At 45.0% G+C, this 23,845-nt stretch carries 15 protein-coding genes and 1 pseudogene; 4 read left to right on the forward strand and 12 right to left on the reverse strand.

The genetic code is table 11. From position 1 onward, the window contains the following. The 6 genes and pseudogenes from DS742_RS29225 to DS742_RS12560 form a co-directional block, all read right to left on the reverse strand. A pseudogene (locus DS742_RS29225) lies at positions 1-809 on the reverse strand (collagen-like protein); the annotation flags it as partial. 197 nt (positions 810-1,006) lie between these two features. Then, positions 1,007-2,488, reverse strand: coding sequence for an L-fucose/L-arabinose isomerase family protein (locus tag DS742_RS12540; RefSeq protein WP_117417337.1), 1,482 nt, complete (start codon positions 2,486-2,488; stop codon positions 1,007-1,009). Positions 2,489-2,549: 61 nt separating this feature from the next. Next, complete coding sequence (locus DS742_RS12545) at positions 2,550-3,176, reverse strand: DUF4867 family protein (RefSeq protein WP_117417338.1); 627 nt, start codon at positions 3,174-3,176, stop codon at positions 2,550-2,552. A gap of 20 nt (positions 3,177-3,196) precedes the next feature. Further along, entirely contained in the window at positions 3,197-3,850 is a 654-nt protein-coding gene (gene fsa, locus DS742_RS12550; RefSeq protein ID WP_117417339.1) for a fructose-6-phosphate aldolase, read from the reverse strand. Between the two features lie 42 nt (positions 3,851-3,892). Beyond that, on the reverse strand, positions 3,893-5,416 hold the full coding sequence (gene xylB / locus DS742_RS12555) for a xylulokinase (protein ID WP_117417340.1): 1,524 nt from the start codon (positions 5,414-5,416) through the stop codon (positions 3,893-3,895). A gap of 100 nt (positions 5,417-5,516) precedes the next feature. Then, a complete protein-coding gene (locus DS742_RS12560) occupies positions 5,517-7,373 on the reverse strand; it encodes an ATP-dependent nuclease (protein ID WP_117417341.1) in 1,857 nt (618 codons plus the stop codon). Between the two features lie 128 nt (positions 7,374-7,501). Between DS742_RS12560 and DS742_RS12565 the strand changes: the two genes are divergently transcribed. The 3 genes from DS742_RS12565 (at position 7,502) to DS742_RS12575 (ending at position 11,650) form a co-directional block, all read left to right on the forward strand. Then, complete coding sequence (locus tag DS742_RS12565) at positions 7,502-8,872, forward strand: citrate transporter (RefSeq protein ID WP_117417342.1); 1,371 nt, start codon at positions 7,502-7,504, stop codon at positions 8,870-8,872. 26 nt (positions 8,873-8,898) lie between these two features. Next, entirely contained in the window at positions 8,899-10,749 is a 1,851-nt protein-coding gene (asnB, locus tag DS742_RS12570; RefSeq protein WP_117417343.1) for an asparagine synthase (glutamine-hydrolyzing), read from the forward strand. 106 nt (positions 10,750-10,855) lie between these two features. Then, the gene (locus DS742_RS12575; protein WP_117417344.1) at positions 10,856-11,650 is read left to right on the forward strand and encodes a MerR family transcriptional regulator; all 795 of its coding nucleotides are present in this window, start codon (positions 10,856-10,858) and stop codon (positions 11,648-11,650) included. Positions 11,651-11,676: 26 nt separating this feature from the next. Here DS742_RS12575 and DS742_RS12580 read toward each other — a convergent pair whose 3' ends face one another. The 5 genes from DS742_RS12580 to DS742_RS12600 form a co-directional block, all read right to left on the reverse strand. Beyond that, positions 11,677-13,569, reverse strand: coding sequence for a sialate O-acetylesterase (locus tag DS742_RS12580; protein ID WP_147325775.1), 1,893 nt, complete (start codon positions 13,567-13,569; stop codon positions 11,677-11,679). A 6-nt stretch (positions 13,570-13,575) separates the two neighbouring features. Beyond that, complete coding sequence (locus DS742_RS12585; protein ID WP_104436822.1) at positions 13,576-14,451, reverse strand: carbohydrate ABC transporter permease; 876 nt, start codon at positions 14,449-14,451, stop codon at positions 13,576-13,578. A gap of 11 nt (positions 14,452-14,462) precedes the next feature. After that, entirely contained in the window at positions 14,463-15,335 is an 873-nt protein-coding gene (locus DS742_RS12590) for a carbohydrate ABC transporter permease (protein WP_104436823.1), read from the reverse strand. Between the two features lie 80 nt (positions 15,336-15,415). Next, positions 15,416-16,765 (reverse strand): ABC transporter substrate-binding protein, encoded by a 1,350-nt coding sequence (locus tag DS742_RS12595; protein WP_242980161.1) that lies wholly within the window; start codon positions 16,763-16,765, stop codon positions 15,416-15,418. A gap of 56 nt (positions 16,766-16,821) precedes the next feature. Continuing rightward, positions 16,822-18,783, reverse strand: a complete 1,962-nt coding sequence (locus DS742_RS12600; protein WP_117417346.1) for a glycoside hydrolase family 20 zincin-like fold domain-containing protein — start codon at positions 18,781-18,783, stop codon at positions 16,822-16,824. 307 nt (positions 18,784-19,090) lie between these two features. On the opposite strand from DS742_RS12600, the gene DS742_RS12605 reads away from it, so the two are divergent. Continuing rightward, positions 19,091-19,900 carry an AraC family transcriptional regulator gene (locus DS742_RS12605; protein ID WP_117417347.1) on the forward strand — a complete coding sequence of 270 codons (810 nt, stop codon included), beginning with the start codon at positions 19,091-19,093 and terminating at the stop codon, positions 19,898-19,900. 82 nt (positions 19,901-19,982) lie between these two features. On the opposite strand, the gene DS742_RS12610 is transcribed toward DS742_RS12605, so the two are convergent. Next, positions 19,983-23,732, reverse strand: coding sequence for a phosphoribosylformylglycinamidine synthase (locus DS742_RS12610; RefSeq protein WP_117417348.1), 3,750 nt, complete (start codon positions 23,730-23,732; stop codon positions 19,983-19,985). Positions 23,733-23,845: the final 113 nt, after the last annotated feature.

The raw sequence follows: 23,845 nt of genomic DNA on the forward strand, positions 1-23,845 counted from the left end.
GTTGGACCCGTTGGACCGGTGGCTCCTGTCGGGCCTGCTGGGCCTGTATCTCCCGTCGGACCTGTTGGACCGGTAGCTCCTGTCGGGCCTGTTGGACCGGTATTTCCTGTTGGACCTGTTGGACCTGTTGGACCCGTTGGACCGGTGGCTCCTGTCGGGCCTATTGGGCCCGTATCTCCCGTCGGACCTGTCAGACCGGTGGCTCCTGTCGGGCCTGTTGGACCCGTTGGGCCGGTTGCTCCCGTCGGACCTGTCGGACTTGTCGGACCGGTTGCTCCCGTTGGGCCAGTTGCTCCTGTTGGACCCGTTTCTCCCGCTGGGCCCGTTGCTCCTGTTGGACCTGTTGGGCCGGTTGCTCCCGTTGGGCCCGTTGGACCGGTATCACCTGTCGGCCCTACTCCAACAATATCGTCCTGTACTACTACTAAAGTTCCCTTCAACGGAACAACTAAGGAAAAGAATACCGTAGCATTACTGATATTCACAAGAGAAACCGTAACAGGGGCAGAAACCACATCTATAATACTAACACCAAATACCTCTCCCGTTTTTATTGGTGAACTGCCTTCCAGTAAATCTCCCTGAGAAGAAGATAATGCAAAAGACGCCCCATTTGTTGACTGAGATGACTGAGTCGCCAGCCACCAGTCGATTACATATCTTCCGGTCTCCAAAAAAGTAATTACTCCAGTAGCTGCATTGTAAGTGATGTTACCAAACGAATAAACAATTGTATCAAAAAGTACATTTGCACCAGAAGCTACACTTGTGGATGTATTTAATTCTATTTGAAGAGCATTGTTAGCCATAAAGAATCCTCCAATCGTATCAATCAGGCGTTCCATAGAAATACGCCTATTAATATTGTATGTTTACTAAAAGGATTGCGATACAACTGACTTCTTTGCTGAAAGAATCATAAAAAGGAGGAAAGTCCTATCCAAAATGGATGGCTTTCCTCCTGTATTATTTTATTCTCTATTACAATTAAATCTTTCCTGACTGATTAGAAAGAAAAAGGATTTTCTGTCTTGTAAAGCATTCCTTTTGGCTGGTTAAAGCCAATTTCTTCCACTCCAAGATATTTAAATATTTCAAATAAAGCTTTTCCGTAATGTCCGAAAGCAACAGCTCCGTGATGCGGGAAATTCTTTTCAATCAGCACATGACGGTAGAATCTTCCCATCTCCGGAATAGCAAAAATTCCGATGGAACCGAAGGAACGGGTTGCTACAGGAAGCACTTCACCCTGAGCTACATAAGCCCGGAGAATGTTATCTGCTGTGCTCTGTAAACGGAAGAATGTGATATCTCCTGGAAGAATATCTCCCTCCAGAGTTCCCTGGGTTACTTCTTCCGGAAGCGCTCTAGCCATAATCATCTGATATTTCATAGAGCATGATGAAAGCTTTTTGGAACAGGTATTTCCGCAGTGGAATCCCATAAAAGTATCCTGGTGAGTATAATTGTGCTTTCCTTTAATATCGCCTTCATACATATCATCCGGAACTGTATTGTTAATATCAAGAAGGGTTACGGCATCTAAGCTCACACAGGTACCGATAAATTCACTGAGTGCTCCGTAAATATCAACTTCACAGGATACAGGAATGCCCATTCCGGTTAAACGGCTGTTTACATAGCAGGGAACAAACCCAAACTGGGTCTGGAATGCCGGCCAGCATTTTCCGGCAATGGCAACATACTTACGATATCCTCTGTGCTGCTCTACCCAGTCCAGTAACGTTAACTCGTACTGAGCAAGTTTTGGAAGAATTTCCGGTTTTTTATTTCCTTCTCCCAGTTCTGCTTCCATATCTTTTACTACATCAGGAATTCTGGGATCTCCTGCATGCTTATTAAATGCTTCAAATAAATCAAGCTCTGAGTTTTCTTCAATCTCAACGCCTAAATTATAAAGCTGCTTAATAGGTGCGTTGCATGCCAGGAAGTTTAATGGGCGTGGTCCGAAGCTGATGATCTTTAAGCTGGAAAGTCCTACTAAAGATCTGGCAATCGGAAGGAATTCTTCTATCATATCCGCACATTCTTCCGCTGTTCCAACAGGATATTCCGGGATATATGCCTTAATGTTTCTCAGCTTTAAGTTATAGCTTGCGTTTAACATTCCGCAGTAGGCATCTCCTCTGCCCTGGGTTAAACTGTCTCCGCTTTCTTCTGCAGCGGCGATAAACATAACCGGTCCGTCAAAATGCTTTGCAAGAAGGGTTTCGGAAATCTCAGGACCAAAGTTTCCAAGATAAACGACCAGCGCATTGCAGCCTGCATTTTTAACATCTTCTAACGCCTGCACCATATGTATCTCGCTCTCTACAATACATACCGGGCACTCATAGATATTAGCTGCATCATATTTTGTTTCATAAGCTTTGATCAGAGCTTTTCTTCTATTTACTGATAATGTTTCTGGGAAACAGTCTCTGCTGACTGCAACGATACCTACTTTTAATTCCGGGATATTATACATATTATGACTCCTCCTGTTATCCTGAGGCGTTTCTTTTCGCCTCATCATACTTTAATATTCTTTAAATAGAAAGATTTTCTCCTGTAATACCAATATAGGCTTCTTTTGGGAGACCGCCCTCCTCATGTCCGATCAGCCACTTATTCTTTGCAAACAGCAGCTTATCTTCTTTATTCACCGTCTTATCAAGCGGTGTTAAATCAGTATTGGTTCCCTGGGGAAGAATGACCACACAACGGAAACCGCCTTCCTGCGTATGGCACGGTGCATAATGAAGTGTTGTGGCATAAACCTCCACTACTGTCCCCCTGGGAATAAGAAATGCCTCCATATTGCCTGAATCATAGGTGTATTCCGGGGTAATATCCTGCTGCTTTCCCAGAATCAGCACCAGATCAGTGGCAGCAATGTTAATTTCGGAATTCCTGTGATACTCTGCAGCATTTAATTTTTTATTATGACCGTTGCAAAAACCCACCTGTATCGGCATCTGTCCGTATAAATTCTTCTCCATCTCTTTGCTTACGGAAAGTTCTTCCAGTTCCTGCACTGAGGCAACGTATATCACATCCTCCGGGAGCGGAGTTTCCTCCATCTTTTTTAAAAGATCTCCAATTTCATAACCCGTCACGATCTTTCCATAAGCACCAAAAGCAGGATCTGTTACCGGTTTTATCTCAATTCCCATGATAATCCCTCTCTTTTTCTCTATTCTCCGAATACTGCCAGATAATCCTTTTTGAACTTCTCAATTCCCTGGTCTGTCAATGGATGGGCCGTCATCTGCAGAAGCACCTTATAAGGTACGGTAGCAATATCTGCACCAGCCTTTGCACAGTCAATTACATGAATAGGGTTGCGCACACTGGCAGCTATAATCTCTGTCTCAATTCCATGAATCTGGAAAATCTCCATGATATCGTTTATTAAATCAATTCCCGGCATGGAAATATCATCCAGACGTCCGAGAAATGGTGATACGTAAGTTGCACCTGCTCTTGCAGCCAGAAGTGCCTGAGCAGAAGAAAATACAAGGGTTACATTGGTTTTGATACCTTCGGAATGAAGAACCTTAACAGCCTTTAACCCCTCCGGAGTCATGGGGATCTTTACGACCATATTTGGATGGATTGCCGCAATCTCCCTTCCTTCTTCGATCATGCCCTTTGCATCGGTAGTGGTTGCTTTCACTTCCCCGCTTATGGGACCATCTACGATAGAAGCAATTTCCCCAATTACTTCTTTAAAAATACGCCCTTCCTTTGCAATGAGAGATGGATTTGTGGTTACTCCGCATATAATTCCCATCTCATCTGCCATTCTGATTTCCTCTACATTTGCCGTGTCAATAAAAAAACGCATGTTCTCATCCTCCTGCTTTCTTCCTGTTGGTAAACCTGTGATTTATAAACCTGACAGTATCTTATAACTGCCTTTTAAATCCTCATAAAGTTTCTTGTAAAGCTGGTGATAGTTCTCATACTTCTCTGCTTTTTCTGCATCAGGCTCCGTGGACTTGTCTTCGTAAATCAACGCTTCACAGGCAGACTCCACACTTTCATATAATCCGCAGCCCACTCCTGCAAGAATTGCCACACCTAACGCAGGTCCTTCCGTCTGGGCCACTGTTTTTACACCGCACTGATACATATCTGCAAGCATCTGGCGCCATACCGGGCTTTTCCCTCCGCCTCCGCATGCCATCATCTGATCCACAAGAATTCCCATCTCTTTTAAGATGTCATTGCAGTCGCTTAAGGAATAGGAAACTCCCTCCATCACGGCACGCAGCATATGCGCTCTTGTGTGTATGGCAGAAAGTCCGAAAAATACTCCTCTGCAGTCAGGATCAAGATGGGGAGTTCTCTCTCCCATCAGATAAGGAAGATATAAAAGCCTTCCGCTTCCCGCTTCTACCTTCGCCACTTCTTTATTGATGATGTCATAGACATCAATCTTCTCTTTCTCTGCTTCTTTCACATAATCCCCGCAGAACTGATCCTTGAACCACTTTAAGGAAAGTCCGGCTCCCTGGGTAACGCCCATCACATGCCACGCACCTGGAACCGCGCAGCAGCAGGTATGAACTCTTCCCTTTGGATCAATGGTAACCTGGCTGCTGTGGGCAAATACCACGCCGGAGGTTCCGATCGTCGTAAATGCAGTTCCATCCTTTACAACTCCCGTTCCTACAGCTGCTGCTGCGTTGTCTCCGGCACCGCCTACTACCTTTGTCCCGTCAGACAAACCTGTCCGCTCGGCAATCTCAGGAAGTACCGTACCGGTCACTTCACAGGATTCATAAACCTTTCCCAAAAGCGCGGGGTCGATATCCAGCTTTTCAAGCACTTCCTCTGACCAGCATCTTCCCGGAACATCAAGAAGCTGCATGCCGCTGGCATCGGATACCTCTGTGGCATAGTTTCCTGTCAGAACAAACCTTATGTAGTCTTTGGGCAGAAGAATATGTCTGCACCGGCTGTAATTCTCCGGCTCATTCTTCTTAACCCATAAAATCTTGGCTGCTGTCCAGCCGGTTAACGGCGGGTTTGCCGTAATTTCAATCCACCGCTCTCTCGGCATGATGGAAAGCATATCCTCTACCTCTGCACCAGTTCTCTGGTCACACCAGATAATAGAGGGGCGAATCACCTCATTCTTCTCATCCAGCATAACCAGGCCATGCATCTGGCCTGATAAACCTATCCCCTTTACCTCATCCTTTGAAACTTTGGATTCCTTTACTACCTGGGAAATCGTCTCCAGAACCGCATCCCGCCAGTCCTCCGGTTTTTGCTCCGCCCAGCCGTTATCCGGCTGATAAAGAGGATACTCTCTGGAAGCAGAAGCCACTACCTGTCCTTTCTCATCAAACAGAACGGTCTTCGTTGCAGATGTTCCCACATCAATCCCTATCAGATAATTCATCCTCATACCTCCTGGTAAAATCACTTACCCCAATTATAATATACATGCCGAAAAAAAGCGTGCTTTTATTTGTCCAAGTAATAGCACTTTCTTGCCTTTTTTAATTTTCCATTTTTCTGTTTTCAAAATATACAAACCGGTCCGTGGCATCCAGTATATCTTTGAAATCTTCTCTGGGAGCCAGATCAATATACTTTCTTAAAATTTCTCCTTCCTGTTTTTTATAAGGCCCGTAGAAGATGTCAAACAGATTGTGGCCGCGCATATATATTTTGAATTCCTCCATATGCTCCTTTAATTCCTCCGGGCTTTCCATGTTTTTTCCCACTGCCTCCAGAAACTGTTTTCCGCTCTTTAACCGGTGAAGATACTCATTCCATTTTTGGAACAGTATCCGGTAAAATGATTCCTCGCTTTCCACAATCCCCAGCTGTTCCATGATTTTGGGATTAAAAAAGTAATTTTCAAAAGAATAATATTTTAAAATGAGCACATTCCTTCTGGTCACCTTAGGCAGCCGGTCAATCTCGTCCCTCCCCCTCTCATCGTAGTACCTGCACAATTCTCCTGCCAGTTCTTCCGGGTCTCTTCCGTCCCCATCCCGGATCATTAAAAACTGATCCCGTAAATAAACCTGATTCATATACTTTAAATTGGCATAGGTTTTGATATTGGTGCAGCTGTTTGTGGTAATGATGGAAATTCTTGATAAGTTTCCTTCCTTGTCATAAATCTCTGAATAATACTTCTCAAGCAAAAGAGGCAGTCTGCTTTTATCCTGCTTTCCTTCCACAATAAATACAAAGCTTACCCCCAAAAGATCTATGGCACCGTACCCCAGATCATCAAGAATTACATCGATATCCGTCTTCTCCTTTACAACCGAATACCCTCCCCGGTCAAGAACCACCTGGCGGATCTGCCGTCTGGTGAAATTAAACAGCATATTGGGGGAATGGGTGGTGAAAATAACCTGGTTCTTTTTTGACAGACGGTACAGGATCTCACTGGAAGTTTTCTGAAGCTGGGGATGGAGAAATATCTCCGGATCCTCCACAATGATAATATTGGGAATTCTCTTCCCATCCTCTGTATATGCTTCCAGAAGGGACAACATGTATAAACTTCTCATGCCGTTGCTTAAATTACTGATGGGGTTTGTCTTCCCCCGCTCCTCATGATAGGTCTCCGCCGTAACCTTAAACATCTCGTTGGGGTCGCAGATCAGGGAGAACCGGATTTCTTCATATCCTCCGTTCTTTTTATAATTTTCGTTGACTCTGGCGGCAAAATCATTTAAATTCAGCTGATACATCTTATATTCCAGAAGCTTTGCAGTCTCATACACCGCTAACTCCTCCGGCTTCTTCTGGTTGATCAGCCCGATACACTGAAAGCACTGGCAGCACGCTCTGGCGCTGTCAAATATACAGACATGATTTCTTAACCTGGACAGCTGGTCATCTTCCTGAAAAAGCAGGAGATCATTCTGAAACTGATTTAATTCTCTCTGGGAGTCAATGTAGTACAGTCTGGGCATGACCTCTTTGATATACCGGTTATTTTTATGATAACCGTCAAAGAACCTGGTTTCTCCGTTCCAGCTGGCCTGATAAGTAAAGGACAGTTTTCCCTCCTGGTAAGAAGGAAGCTTTGCCGTAAAATCATGAAGCCAGGTCTCAAACCGTTTATACTGGCTGACAATTCCCGCACGGTGAAATAATTCCAGATCATCCTGGGTGATCGCCAGAGTCATGATAATCTCGATTTTCTGTTTTTTCTCATTAAAGTCCTCTTTTGTTACCTCATAGGCATTGGCGGCAGCTCTTATGGCATCTAAAATTCCTGTTTTGCCTGTATTGTTCTTTCCTACCAGAATCAGGGCATTTTCAATATCAGTGATCTCCATGTTCTCAATGGACTTAAAATTCTTAATATGAACCGAAATAATCTGCATAAGATTTCTCCTTTATAAAATCCAGTATAAAAGGCCGGGCTGAAAAATTCAAGTTCCTCTTAAAAAATCACACTGGCCGTTCCCCTCCTTCATACAATAGATTATATTATTCCCCGGGAGTGATTTCTATGTTAGATACCAATCTGGTGCTTACGCCCATGCACTATCTTTATCTGACAGGCGTTCTTACCATACTCACAGTCATGATTTTACGGCGGGATACTCCTTATGTCTGCATCGCCTTTTTGTTCCTCATCGGCTTTGTTGGACTTGGATCTGTAACCGGCGGGATTATGACCGTATTCAAAGCCATTGTGTTCGCAGCAAAGGAGTTTACGGAAATTATTGCAACCATCGCCTTAATTACCGCTCTGTCAAAATGCTTAAAGGATTTAGGCAGCGACTACATTATGATGATTCCCATGGCTAAAGTTATGAAATCGCCTTCTGTTACCTGGTGGATTCTGGGCTTTACCATGTTGACTTTTTCCCTCTTTCTCTGGCCCTCTCCATCTGTGGCCTTAATCGGCGCAATTGTACTTCCTTTCGCTCTGAAAGCCGGACTTGACCCGCTGGCAGCAGCCATGGCAATGAATTTATTCGGACATGGTTTTGCCTTAAGCTATGATCTGGTTATCCAGGGTGCTCCCTCCATTTCCGCAGGAGCAGCTTCTGTTTCAGCTTCCGACATTTTGACAAAAGGCCGGCCTCTTTTCCTTGTAATGGGCATTGTCACAGCTGTCAGCGCATATCTGTTAAACAGGAAACAAATCTCTTCCTGCTGCAGCCAGGTAAGCATTCAGGAAACAGAAAAACAGCCTGCTGCAGGGCTTTCGGGCATCATCATGGCGGTCCTGACGCCGTTATTCTTTGCTGCTGATATCATTCTGATGCTTGTCTTTGATTTAAAAGGAGGCGATGCCACCAGTCTGGTGTCCGGAACTGCGGTTCTTATTATGTGCATCGGGGCTTTCTCAGGCTTTGGCAGCCATGCACTGGAAAAGGTCACCATCTATTTGACCGACGGTTTCCTTTTTGCCATACGGATCTTTGCTCCCGTTATTATCATCGGGGCATTTTTCTTTTTAGGAGGAGATGGAATTTCTTCTATTTTAGGAAGCCAGTTTCAAAGGGGTATATTAAATGACTGGGCTATCTGGCTGGCCCGCAACACTCCCCTTAATAAATATATGGCTGCAATCGTTCAGATGGCAGTGGGCAGTCTCACCGGACTTGACGGATCAGGCTTTTCCGGGCTTCCTCTGACCGGCGCTCTTGCCGGAACTCTGGGCTCTGCCGTAAACGCCTCCGTACCCATTTTAGCATCTCTCGGGCAGATTACGGCTATCTATGTGGGAGGCGGCACCATTGTTCCCTGGGGGCTGATTCCTGTCGCAGCCATATGCAGCGTCAATCCCCTGGATCTTGCAAGAAAAAATCTGCTGCCCGTTTTTATCGGATTTGCCGCGGCGTACCTTGTAGCCTGTTTTCTCTTATAAACGATTCACCCAAAGGAGGAATCATTATGTGTGGAATTTCCGGATTCTATAACCCAAACCGGGATTACTTAAAAGATAAACATTATTACAGTCACATACTGGAGGATATGGCTGCCATTCAAAGGCACCGGGGACCGGATGCATCCGGTACCTGGCTTTCTGAGCATGGAGGGTTGTCTCATGCCCGCTTATCCATCATTGACTTAACAAACGGCAGCCAGCCCATGAAAAAAACAGAGTCGGGGAAAACCTTCGTCATTGTATATAACGGAGAAATTTACAATACCGATGAGCTTCGTGGTGATTTAATCAGGAAAGGCCATTCTTTTTCCACTACCTGCGATACGGAAGTCATCCTCACCGGATATATGGAATATGGTCCTGAATTTGCCAGGAAGCTAAACGGAATCTTCGCCTACGCCATACTGGACCCATACAGGCAATGCCTCTGTTTATGCAGGGACCGCTCCGGTGTGAAGCCTTTGTTTTATACCGTACGGGATGAGGAAATCATTTTCGCATCGGAACTGAAGGGGATTTTTGCCTGCCCCGGCATCCGGCCTTTACTGGATAAAAGAGGTCTGAATGAAGTGTTTTCCATAGGGCCTGCCCGTACTCCGGGCTGCGGGGTTTTCAAAGACATCAGGGAACTGCTGCCAGGACACATGCTCCTTTGCTCCAGGGATGGGTTCCATTTAAAATCTTACTGGAAGCTTGAGAGTCATCCTCACGAAGACAGCTATGAGGAAACCATTGAAAAAACCGCATTTTTAGTCACAGATTCCATCAGGCGGCAGATGGTTTCTGATGTTCCCATCTGCACGTTCTTATCCGGCGGTGTTGATTCCAGCATTGTATCTGCAGTCTGTGCAGCAGAGTTAAAAAAACAGGGCAGGAGGCTGAATACCTTTTCCTTTGATTTTGTAAATAATGACCAGTATTTTAAAGCCAGTGCTTTTCAGCCCTCCCAGGACCGGCCTTTTGTGGATCTGATGGTAAAATTTCTGGATTCCGACCATCATTATCTGGAGTGTGACAATTTAACCCAGGCAGACCGGCTCTACGACTCGGTCATGGCTCACGATCTGCCTGCCATGGGGGATATCGATTCTTCCATGCTTCATTTCTGCTCCATGGTGAAACCTCATAATAAGGTGACCTTAACCGGCGAATGTGCAGATGAAATCTTTGGCGGCTATCCATGGTTTCACAGAGAAGACTGCTTCAAAGCCCATGCATTCCCCTGGACTATGGATTTGCAGCCGCGAAAGTCACTGCTCAACGACGAATTTCTAAATTATTTAGATATGGATGAGTATGTGGCTGAGACCTATGAAAAATCAGTCGCCGAAACTCCCTTATTAGCAGAAGACAGTCCAACAGAAGCCAGAAGGAGGGAGATTTCCTATCTGAACTTACGCTGGTTTATGCAGACTCTTTTAAACCGCATGGACCGGGACAGCATGTACTCCGGACTGGAAGCCAGAGTACCCTTTGCAGACCACCGGATTATTGAATACGTTTGGAATGTCCCCTGGGATATGAAGACCAGGGACGGAGTGGTTAAGAATCTTCTCCGTCAGGCAGGTAAGGGACTTCTGCCGGAGGAAATTCTTTTCCGCCGGAAATCTCCTTATCCCAAAACCTACGATACCAATTATGAAGCGCTTCTCATAAGCAGAGTCAGGGAAATGATGGCTGACGGCAAAGAACCGGTTATGGAGTTCCTGGATAAAAATAAGCTGGATCATTTTCTGTCAAAACCATCCGATTATGGAAAACCCTGGTATGGACAGCTGATGGCTGGACCTCAGATGCTTGCCTACCTTCTCCAGATTAATTACTGGCTTAAGATCTACTCCATTGGAATTGTATAAATTCTGTTAGTATTTCGTAAGCATAGAAAGAAAACCTTAAGGGAAAATTTTCTGTAACTGTGATAAAATAGCAGTGGCAATAACAGACTGAACGCGAGGAAGTAACATGAGAAAGTACAGCATTGGAGAAGTCTCCCTTCGGTTAGGTTTAAGCCGCGATACCCTCCGCTTCTATGAAAAGAAGGGCATTATACAGCCGGAAAAAGAGGAAAATGGTTACCGAAGCTATACGTATGATGACATCAGCAGGCTGTTAAGCATTATGTATTACCGCAGACTTAACTTCAGCCTGGAAGACATTGAGCGGATTCTTTACAAAAGTTCCCTTCATTCCAGCCGCTCCTTGATTCAGAAAAAAATTACAGAAGAAAAACAACAGCTGGAACTTCACCGGCAGTCACTGGTGCATTTAAATCTGTTGAAAATCACTTATGATAACGTGAAGCAGGGTCTGGAGCGATACCAGACCAGACCGCTTCCCCCCCATTACAGGATAAAGAACAGTGAAGAAATCAACCGTCTTTCAATACCCGACTTATGTGCTCCATTTCAGGAGTACATAGTAAAAGAAAATTACGCAAAATTGCAGGACGAATTCTTTCTTCTTTCCGATGAAACAGCCTCTGTCATGCGGCTGAATCCTGATCTTAAAAATTTTCCTGTACTCAAATGGGAAACCTGTATTTATACCATTATTGCTTCCGACTCCCTGGTCCCTGATGAGCAAAAGATTTTAAAGGCTGTGAGATGGGCAAAGGAGCAGGGTTATTCACTGACAGGAACTGCTTACAGCGGACCCGTCATGGGCTGCGCTCCCGAACAGCGCAGGGAAGCTGAAACGGAAAGTGATTCAGATAAAACCATTCATTATCTGGAACTGTATCTTCCTGTTTCTCTATAATTCATGCAAAAAGTCCCGTCTGGCATCTACTGGCCAGACCGGGACTTTCTGTATGAAAGCAGTGAAATTTCAAAAGGCGAAGCCGGCAGTCCCGCTTCATTGTACAAAAGACCTGTTTTTGGAGCATTGGACCAGCAGTAACGGAAGAAAACAGGCTGTTTTACCATATTGCTATGTATCAGTACCTGATTATCTTTTAATTTGCCTGTTACAGGATGGCAGATTCCGTCCGGCCCGGCAATCTCAAACTGCTCCACTCCTGTTCCCTCATGAACAACAAGCCCCTTTTTATCTTCTGTCTCAAAGGTAAGAGTGATCCACTCCCCTGACACATCAAAGTCAGAGAGCCATGGACCGCGGTATATAACATGCTCTCCGAAAATCATGCCTTTTACTGCCAGGAACATGCGGTATGCAACCTCCCGCTTATTCAGCGGATGAAGGTCATTTTCCTCTCCCACATCCAGATTGACCGTAACTGCCACATTCTTTAATCCGGCCGCTTTTCTCTGGGCCTGCCTGATCCTTGGCCATGCATCGCCTTTGTCAGCCAGATCAATGGAAAAACCAGGAAGCTGGGCAATTACAAATGGAAGACTGTCTGACTTCCACTTCTTTCTCCAGAGCAGAATCATCTGCTGAAGACGTTCTTCATAGGAATCCGGTCTCTCATCGTTGCTTTCTCCCTGATACCACAAAACACCTCTTATCATATAGGGAAAACAGGGCGCCAGCATTCCATTATAAAGCCCGGTTGGTTTCCGGGACATTAAGTCGACCCCTGGCGCAGGTTCGCACCGCATACTGCTTAAGTACTCCCATCTGCCATCCAGGACAATGACCGCTTCCTCTGCAAACAGGGTATAAATCTTTCCAGGGGTAACTCTCCCCGCTCCATGTTCGCAGACCAGACTGATGCGGATCTCATTTTCCCCTGCCTTTAGCACGCCTTCCGGAATATTATATTTCCGAGGCGGATACTGATAACCGGTCTCTCCAACCAAAACACCGTTTACATAGGTTCTGTCACTGTCCACCATAGTTCCAAGCCAGAGCTTTGCCTTTTTACCTTCCAGCTGTTCCGGAAGCATGACCCGTTTCCGAAACCAGATAACGCCGTTGAAATCATTTAATCCAAAATCTTTTAATAAAGCGGGAAGCGTCACTTCCTTCCACTTGTCACGGTTCCTGTCCATACCTTTTTCCAGGTCTCTGATATTTTCATACCATTTCTCATGTGCCTGAATCTGTCCGGCCATCTTTTTCTCAAAAAGCTTTTGATTACGGCATTGATCCAGTTCCTCCTTTATATCCGGATACATGGCGGCCTCTTCTTCTCCCATCCAGGCTTCTACCGTAGATCCGCCAAGACTCACATTGATAAGACCAATGGGTACTCTTCTATCCTCCCGCATAAATTTTCCGAAGAAATATGAGACAGCGGAAAATTCTCCAATGGTCTCAGGAGAACATTCCTTCCACGAAGCCTCCAGATGGTCCTTTAAAGGGGCCTGAAATTCATAGTTTTCTTTTACTTTATACAGCCGGAATTTTGCATCCCCCTGTTTTTCAAACTCCATGGGATACTGATCCTTTACTCGGTTCATGGGCAGTTCCATATTGGACTGGCCGCTGCAGATGAATACCTCCCCCAGATAAACATCTGTCACCCGAATTGTTTCACCGGATTGGCTGAACAATTCCATTGTAACGGGTCCGCCTGGCTGTAAATGATGAAAGTAAGCTTCCCAGTTCCCGTCTCCATCTGCCCTGCAGCTGATTTCCTGATTCAAAAGCCGCAGAGTGACGCCTTCACCCGGAGCCGCAAGGCCCCAGATTCTTGTTTTCTCTCCGGTCTGCAGGACACAGCCGTGACTGATCAGTTTGGGAAGCATAAGCCGTTTTTCATTGTTTTGCATATACACCTATCCCTTCGCACCTGTGGAAGTGATTCCCTCCACAAAATACTTCTGAGCTGCAAAAAACAGGATCAGAGCCGGAAGGAGAGCAAGAAATGACATGGCAAGAATCTGATTCCATTCCACAATTCCGCTGCTTTGATCGATAGACATCTTTAGTGCCAGCGCAACCGGATATTTGGATAAGCTGGTGACGTAAATGAGCGGTCCAAGGAAATCGTTGAAACTCCAGATAAACTGGAAAATTGTGCAGCTGACAATCGCCGGCTTTAAGGCAGGCAGCAGAATACGGATCAGGATCTCAAAGGAATTGCATCCATCCACTGTGGCCGCCTCATCAAGATAGGTGGGAATGGACCGGAGAAACTGAATCAGCATGAAAACAAAGAATGGTTCATTGGCAAATATAGTAGGTGCAATTAATGGAACATAAGTATCTAAAAGTCCAAGATTCTTCCAAAGCAGATAAAGAGGTATTCTTGTTACCACTGCCGGGAGAAACATGGTTGCCATAAGTAAAGAGAAGAAAAATTTCTTAAATGGAAACTGAAATCTGGCAAACCCATAAGCAACCAGGGTGCTGGATACCAGGCAGAACAGAATCTTTGGTATTACGTACTGAAACGTATTGAGAAAGAAGGTTGTAAATGTAAACTGGGTTCTTGTCTTCCAGCCTTCTATGTACGGAGTAAAGTCTATTCTTTTGGGAATAAAATTGACCGTCGTAAATATTTCATTATTGGTTTTAAAAGTCGCGCCTACCAGCCAGAGAATGGGATAGATCATGACAAGAGCCACTGCTGTCAATATCCCATAACGTATCAATGCACTGATTAAATTCCGACGGCGCCTGCGTCTTTCTAACTTACTTAACCCGTTCATATGTCCCCTCCTTAGTTCCCTTCGTCAGAATAAAATACCCATTTGTTCTGCGTAGCGAAGAGAATTGCTGTTACAGCCATGATAATGATAAATAAGAGCCAGCTGGCCGCACTTGCATACCCCATGTTAAAAAACTTAAAGGCATTGTCATAAATATACATAGAGGTCAGATAAGTCGCATTTAGCGGACCTCTTCCGGTGACCAGATAGGGACCGTTAAATTCCTGGAAGGCATTTACCATCTGCATGACCAGATTAAAGAAAATGGTGGGTGTAATGAGGGGAATGGTAATCCGGAAAAAAGAATAAAGCCGGGAAGATCCATCCACACTTGCTGCCTCGTACAATTCCTGTGGCACATCTTTTAATGCCGCCAGAAAGATCAGCATAGAAGACCCAAACTGCCATACTTTCAATAAAACAATGACAGACATTGCTCCATTTGGTGAAGATAACCATGGTATGGGAGCCGCTCCAAAAATACCGATAAAACGGTTGATAAAACCATCTTGTTGAAATAAAAACCGCCAAAGCACTGCAACTGCAACATTTCCTCCCAATAAAGACGGAATATAATAAGCAGTACGATAAAAATTAATGCCCTTCAGCTGAAAATTCAGGATATAGGCAATAAACAAAGCAAAGGAAAGCTGAAGTGGTACGGTAAATATTGTGTACTTTATAGTAGCAGTCAGAGTTGACCGAAAATCAGCATTCCGAAACAGATCTATATAATTTCCGAATCCTACAAAGTTGGGTTTCCGTACTAGATTATAATCAGTAAAGCTGATAACAAGTGCATTCACAAAGGGATATAATGTTAAAAATATTATACCTGCCAGCCATGGAAGAATATATAACAATCCTATTTTACTATGTTTCAAAAAGCTCCCTCCTTCGTTTCAGTCACGCAGAAGAATCTCATTCCTCTGCGTGACGACTTAACCAGCAGTTTTTTCTGCTATTATTTGTATTGCTCTTTCAGCTTGGCATTTTCCTCGCTGATAGCATCAAAGATTGCTTTTGCAGCATCATCTGCACTGCTCTGTCCAAATTCAAATTTCTCGTAATTTTTGTCGTATGCGTCTGTAAATTTGGCATTCTCAAAAATCGGAGAGTTATTGATTACTTTTGCATTTGCAGTAAAGTCATAAGCATCTTTTACAACACCGGTAATCTGTCCGTCTGCTTCCAGGGAGGCTTTTGCTGCTTTTGAAGCAACCATTCCTCTGGTGGAACCCATTAATTTTGTTCCTTCCGGATCGTTTAAAATGTACTGTAAGAATTCTGCGGCAGCCTTTGGATTCTTGGAATCCTTGGAAATTGCAAAGGTTAAAGATGGCTTTGCCATAGTTCCCTCAAATTTTGCACCATCAATTACTGGAAGCGGTGCAATTGCCAGCTGGTCGCCTTTATCTGATAAGGTCTTGGCATTGGAAGCAATTCCGCCGGTCCATTCTAAGACGCCGGCATAACCGCCGTTGATAAATTTAGCATTCTGAGCGATACTAACAGGCTCATTGCCTACATTTTCAATGTAGTCTTTTCTGGAACAGAATACATGGGCATCTGCCAGATCTTTATACCAGATCAGCGCATCTTTATAATCTTCCTGTGTATAATTCATGCTTAAATCATCGGCAAACTCTCCCTTGCCTGTCTTCTGCTGCAGATAGTAGATGGCAGCAAAACGGAATGTGGGGCTGACGATTAAATAAGAGTTGGGATCTGCTTTTGTAAATGCTTCTGCCGCTTTCTTATATTCGTCAAAGGTCTTTGGAAGCTCCTTGATTCCGGCTCTTTCAAATGCTGACTTGTTCAAGTAAAATCCAAGGGTATTCTGACCGTATGGAATTGCCTGCATCTTGCCTGCTCTCTGGCCAAATTTTAAAAACTCCGGATCATACTGGCTGAAATCAAAGATGTCCTTTACCTGATCCAGATCATAAAATCCTTTGCCGTCGGGGCTGTACTGAAGAACCCATGGATAGTTTACTGTCATGATGTCCGCTGCAGTCCCTCCTGCGTAACGGGTGGCAAATGTCTCTTCCAGATTGCCAAAGCCGGATGGCTCTCCTGTTACTTTGATTTTTCCTGCATGAGCGGTATTAAACGCATCAATTGCTTTCTGTGTGGCCTGGTGACGGTCATCATTTCCCCACCAGGAAAAGTTTAAAGCCACCTCTCCCCCTGCATCTTTTCCTGCTGTTTCTCCTTTAGCCGGCTCTGCGGTCTTACTGCTGCATCCGGTTGCCAGCATACTGGCTGCAAGTAACGCAGCACACATCATACCTGTTGTTTTCCTCATACCCATTTCTAAACTCCTCCTTCTCATTAATCATTGATTTATTATGAAAAAACTAAGTACTGCTAATTGTAGATCGTTCTTCCTGCCTCATCCCCAATCCCTGATTTCCGGTAGAAATAAGTGTTGATCTGATCCCGCCATTCCACTGCATGCTTCAGCTGGTAATCCAGGCGTTCTTTTACGTTCTGATAACTTTCCTCATCCAGTTCATCCTGAATGCTTTCCCACCTGGCCTGATATTCTTTCACCTTCTCCACACCGTCAAAATGGGTGTCATAGATATGCTGAATCACCGTTTTTCCTGATTGCAGCACATGGGTATATGGGACATGGTGAAAAAACAGCAAAAGCTTGTCAGGACAGGCATTAATATCCTCATATTCCTGATATATACGGGGAGAATACTGTTTTGTAAAACCGGTCCCTGTTGCTGCAGTCCGGTCTCTTCCGACTCCTTCTCTGTCAGCATAATGATAGGTCCCCCATTGGTCGTATTCGTAGCCATCGATATCACACCCGTAATGTATCCCGGGCTTACACATAAAACCTACTGCAAGCGGACAGGTATAATCTTCATAGGTATCTCTGGAAGTGATAAGAATTGACAGCGCTTTTTCCCTGGCATCTTCTGTCAGCTCGAAGCTTAAATCCAGCCACTCCTTTGCTATCTCCTCTGAAGTCAGATCATTGTCCCAGGCCAGCCGTCCATATCCATACCAGTTGGCCTGCGCCATCTTGTTCCCGGTCCAGTTCCGGTCCATACCCACATTTCCTACTGCACAAAGACCGGAAAGCTTCTGGTCTGGGGAATACTGCCTGATGGCTTCTTTTACCAGACTTGATGCCCCATGCCGGGTATCAAAATCCAGGGTTTCTTTCCACATGGGAACCAGATAACAGATGTCTATCTGATGCCCGGTATATTCCTGTGTTATCTGAAATTCCAGAATCTGATTGGTCTCCTTTAACGCACCAAACAATGGTGACACAGGTTCCCGGATCTGAAAATCAATGGGTCCGTTCTTAATCTGCAAAATAACATTCTCATCAAATTCGCCGTCCAGTTCATGGAAGAGATCATAAGCTGCCCGCGCCCTGTCAAGACTCCGGTCTCTCCAGTCCTGGGTGCAGTCATAGACAAAGCATCTCCAGACAATAATTCCCCCGAATGGGCGGATCGCTTTGGCCAGCATGTTGGCCCCGTCTCCATGGCTTCTTCCATATGTAAACGGTCCCGGTTCGTGTTCCGAATCCGCCTTTACCACAAACCCTCCAAAATCCGGTATGATCCTGTATATATCCTCCACGGTATGCTTCCACCAGGAGGCCACATCCGGGCACAGCGGATCTGCAGTGGAAAGCTTCCCTACTGAGATGGGTGCTGCAAAATCAATAGCAAGAAACAGCTGAATGCCATATGCAGTAAAGATATCTCCTATTTTTTTTATTTCTTTCAAATATTCTGCCGTTATGAAAAACCGTTCATATTTGCGGACATTGACGTTATTGATGGAAACTGCATTAATGCCAACAGAAGCCAGCAGCCTGGCATATTGACGGATCAGCTCCATATCACCCCGAAAGGCATTGTGATCATAAAAAATAGATCTTCCCGAATATCCCCGTTCAATGGTTCCGTCAAAGTTGTCCCAATGGTTGATCATCCGGTAATTCTGATCCGGAATACTGACATAAGGGAAACGTTCCTTCTTTCCCAGCAACAGACGATGCAGGCCAAATATTCCGTAGAGGAGACCCTTTTGTGTATTGCTTTTGATCTCATACCCCGATTCCTTCTGATCAATGGAATACCCCTCGTCTCCCAGACTGCCGTCGTCTGTGAGAATTAGCACTATCGAGGCATTGTCTTTTTGTGAGCGGGAGATTCCATAGAACAGACGGGGCATCTCACCCTCAATGGTCCGGGTTATCCTAGAATTGTTCCTGTCTTCCATAAACCAGGTTTTAATTTCATCCCTGCTTACCGGCTTGAGCAACCAGCATAAATCTCTTTTTTCTAACATCCCTATTCCTTCCCACACTCAGTCCGATAATTATGATTTCATCTTACTCTTACTCCATAAAACATTACAAACAAAGCTTCGTCTGATAGGGGTATCATAGCAAATTGCACAAAACAATAGAATGGAATGATTTAAGATTTTTGTAATTATTAAAGATTATTTTTTATATAATTGGACTTGTATTGTTACTATCCTTGCCATATAATACGATTAAACGCATAAATCGACAAATTTAAAGAAATATCCCCTTGTATAAATTTAATAACGCCGGGAAATTACTTTTTACTTGGGAAAAGGAGCTCTCCATATGGCTGAAGAACTGGATTTTAACAATCTCATACCCGAACTTCATTACTATATTCACAGAAAACCCACTCCGGGCTGGAAGATTGAGCCCTGTATCACATCTTTTATTGATATCACCTATGTGATGGAGGGGAAAGCGGAATATACCATCAATGACCAGACCTATATTGTGAATAAAGGGGATCTGATCTGTATTCCCCAGAACAGCTACCGTGCAGCCACCACGATTCCTGATGATCTGATTGAGTGCTATGCCACCAACTTTCTTCTCCGGAACCAGACCGGTCAGAATGTATCGCTTCCCCTGCCGTATATCAGCCGCATCGGGACCAATCCCCAGCTTATTGCTCTGTATAATGAGATGCACAGCGAATGGCTGCAGCAGAATTTCGGATATATGTTAAAGGTAAGGGCGATTCTCTGTATGATTCTGCACATGATTTTAGATCAGCTTTTAAACAGGAATCGTACCGGGCAGGACGACCCCCGTATTAAAAACAGCATACGCTATATGAGTGCCCATTACTGGGAAAATTTAACTACGGAAGAAATGGCCAGAAGATTTCACCTCCATCCGGCCTATTATGGGAATCTCTTTCAGAAAACTACCGGTATGACATTTAAGCAGTATCTTATTTCCATTCGCTTAAATTACGCGGAAAACCTGTTAAAGAGCGGGGAATACAGCGTGGGAGAAGTGGCTCTGCAATGCGGATTTTCCGATATTTTTTACTTCAGCAAACTGTTTAAGGCTAAAAAGGGCATTCCACCCTCTGCCTGCTTTCTTGAAGAAAAAAAGCCATTAAAGTAAGTAACTGCCTGAAAAACAGGTACAAAAAAATCAGCCATGACTGCGGCAGTCTTCCGCAGGCCGGCTGATTTTTCTATTTCATTTATTTAAAATAATTTACTCCTGATTCAAATACCTTCATATCCTGTTCCCCATAGATATTTATGGCAACGCCGTCTCCCCGCCGCTCGGAATGTGCCATCTTGCCGAGGATTCTTCCGTCCGGGCTTGTAATTCCTTCAATTGCCATATAAGAACCGTTTGGATTCCATTCCTCATCCATGGTGGGGCAGCCGGCAGCATCTACATACTGGGTTGCCACCTGTCCGTTTTGCATCAGTTTCTCCAGCCATTCCTCATTGGCAACAAACCGTCCCTCACCATGAGAAGCAGGGTTGCAGTAAACGCCGCCTAATTGTGCGCCGGACAGCCATGGAGACTTGTTGGAAACCACCTTTGTATATACCATCTTGGAAATATGGCGTCCGATGGTATTCATGGCAAGAGTAGGCGAATCCTCTCTCTGCTTTGTAACAGCGCCTTCCGGTACCAGCCCCAGCTTAATAAGTGCCTGGAAACCGTTGCAGATGCCTAACATCAGACCGTCTCTTTCTTCCATAAGCTTTGTGATCTCTTCCTTAATGGCTGCATTTCTGAATACTGCAGCAAAGAATTTGGCGGATCCGTCCGGTTCATCACCAGCTGAAAATCCTCCCGGGAACATCACGATCTGGGATTTGCTGATCTCTGTTTTGTAACACTCAATGGATTCCCGGATGTCACCCGCAGTTAAGTTTCTAAATACACGGGTAACCACGTTGGCACCAGCCTTTTCAAAGGCTCTGGTGCTGTCGTATTCACAGTTTGTTCCCGGGAATACCGGAATGAATACGGTCGGCTTTGCAACCTTGTTTTTGCAGACATAGAGTTTTGACGTCTCATAGACTTTCTCAGCTGCCGCTTTCTCTTTCGCACCTGAATTGGTGGGGAATACATCCTCAAGAGTCTTCGTCCATACATGAATTGCCTCATCTACGGAGATTTTCACATTTCCATATTCAAACAATCCCTGGTCTGTCACTGCACCGATTACGGTATATGGAATCATAAGCTCTGTTATCTTACCATCTGGAATCTCACATACAAGATTTCCCCATCCGGCCTCAAAAAGCTGTTCCGGCTTCACTGTTTCTTCCAGTTTAACTCCCAGCTTGTTTCCAAAGGCCATCTTGCTCACTGCTTCGCAAATACCATTTCCCTCTACTGCGTAGGCGGAAATCACACGCCGTGCCTTGATGTCCTCAAACAATTTTCCGTAAAGATCCATAACCTGTTCATATACCGGAAGATCATACTCGTCCTTTTGAATTTCAACCAGGACCAGTCTGCTTCCCGGCTGTTTCAATTCAGGAGTGATCATGTGCTTATAGCTGGCAATATCTACTGCAAAGGACACAAGGGTTGGCGGAACATCCACATCCTGGAAGGTACCCGACATACTGTCCTTACCTCCAATGGACGGCAGACCAAAGCCCATCTGGGCATGGTAAGCTCCTAAAAGGGCTGCAAATGGCTGGCTCCAGCGAGAAGGGTCCTCTGACATACGGCGGAAATATTCCTGGAAGGTGAAACGGATCTTTTTATAATCACCGCCTGCCGCCGCAATTTTTGCTACCGATGACAAAACAGCATAAATTGCACCGTGATAAGGGCTCCAGCTGGATAAATAAGGATCGAAACCATAGCTCATCATGGTAACAGTATCCGTAGTGCCCTTTTCCAGAGGAAGTTTGGCCACCATAGACTGGGTTTCTGTAAGCTGATATTTTCCTCCATATGGCATAAAGACACTTCCTGCACCGATGGAACCGTCAAACATTTCCACCAGTCCCTTCTGGGAGCATACGTTTAAACTGGAAAGAAGGTTCAGCCAGGTGCTCCTAACATCTGTAATTTCCTTTTTTACAAAAGCACTGTCTTCCTTAGACGGAACTTCCACAACCACAGATGCCTCCTGATGAGCCCCGTTGGTATCTAAAAATCCACGGCTGATATCTACAATGGTTTTCCCTCTCCAGCTCATCACAAGTCTGGGCTCTTCCGTCACCACGGCAACTGCAACTGCCTCTAAGTTCTCCTCTGCTGCATAGGAAAGGAACTGATCCACATCTTTTGGATCAATCACCACTGCCATACGCTCCTGGGACTCAGAAATAGCGATTTCCGTACCGTCAAGTCCGGCATATTTTTTCGGAACCTTGTCCAGGTCAATTTTAAGTCCCTCTGCCAGCTCTCCGATTGCTACCGAAACGCCGCCTGCGCCGAAGTCATTGCACTTTTTAATAATGCGGCTGACTTCTGCCCTGCGGAATAATCTCTGGATCTTTCTTTCGGTAGGAGCGTTTCCTTTCTGAACCTCTGCACCGCAGGTTTCAATGGAATCTTCCGTATGAACCTTAGAGGAACCGGTAGCGCCTCCGCAACCGTCACGTCCGGTTCTTCCCCCCAGAAGGATGATAATATCACCCGGATCTGAAGTTTCCCGGATCACATTTTTCCTGGGTGCTGCACCCATAACCGCTCCGATTTCCATTCTCTTTGCTACGTAGTTGGGGTGATAGATTTCCTTTACATAGCCGGTTGCAAGACCAATCTGATTACCGTAGGAACTGTATCCCCTGGCTGCTCCAGTCACGATCTTTCTCTGAGGCAGTTTCCCCTTCAGCGTCTCCTTTAATGGTCTGGTGGGATCAGCTGCACCGGTCACACGCATGGCCTGATAAACGTAAGTACGTCCGGAAAGAGGATCTCTGATGGCGCCGCCAAGACAGGTTGCCGCACCTCCGAAAGGCTCGATTTCCGTGGGATGGTTGTGGGTTTCATTTTTGAAATTCACAAGCCATTCCTCTTCCTTACCATCAATCTCCACCGGAACTACGATGCTGCACGCATTGATTTCATCAGATACTTCCAGATCCTCAAGTTTTCCCTCCATGCGCAGCTTCTTCATGGCCATCAGTGCCAGATCCATGAGACAGACAAACTTTCCGTTCTTCCCCTTCAATACTTCCTCTCTGTCAGTAAGATAGCGGCGGTACGTGGCCTCCATGGGTTTTTTATAGTCCCCGTCTGTAAATTCCACTTCCTTTAACTCGGTCTGGAATGTGGTATGACGGCAATGATCCGACCAGTAAGTATCAAGCACCCGGATTTCTGTCATGGTTGGATCTCTGTGTTCTTCATCCCTGTAATAGTTCTGAATATGGAGGAAATCCTGAAACGTCATGGCAAGATTTAAGGAATCATATAATTCCTTTAACTGTGTCTCTTCCAGAATCTGAAATCCGTCAAAAATAATCACATCTTCCGGTATGTCAAATACAGTAACAAGAGTCTGGGGTTTTGTCTCCTCTGCCTGTCTGGAATCCACCGGATTAATGCAAAAAGACTTCACTTCTTCTGCCTGAGCATTTGTAAGAGCGCCGGATATGACATAGGTGGTTGCAGATTTAATCACCGGTTCCTCATCTTCCCTGAGAATCTTCACACACTGCTCTGCAGAATCCGCTCTCTGGTCAAACTGTCCCGGAAGATATTCCACTGTAAAAACGGTATCCCCTTCTTTTACCGGAACTTCTTCCTCATAAACCAGATCAACGGCAGGTTCTGAAAAAACGGCAGTAAGAGCCAGTTTATAGGTCTCCTCAGATAAATTTTCCACATCGTACCGGATCAGAACCCGCACATCAGTCACTGTGCCGATTCCCAGATAGTTTGCGATCTCCTCTTTCAGTTCTCCTGCTTTTACGGCATAAGCTGCTTTTTTCTCAACGTATACTCTTCTTACACTCATAATTTCCTCCTTGTAAAGAATCCTTATGATCCATCAGGTCAGACTTCCCTGTTATTATCGTACAATTATCATATCATAAAACATATCAATTAGAGAAATTAATATATCTTATG

The sequence above is a fragment of the Lacrimispora amygdalina genome (genome assembly GCF_003432035.1).
GTDB lineage: Bacteria > Bacillota > Clostridia > Lachnospirales > Lachnospiraceae > Lacrimispora > Lacrimispora amygdalina.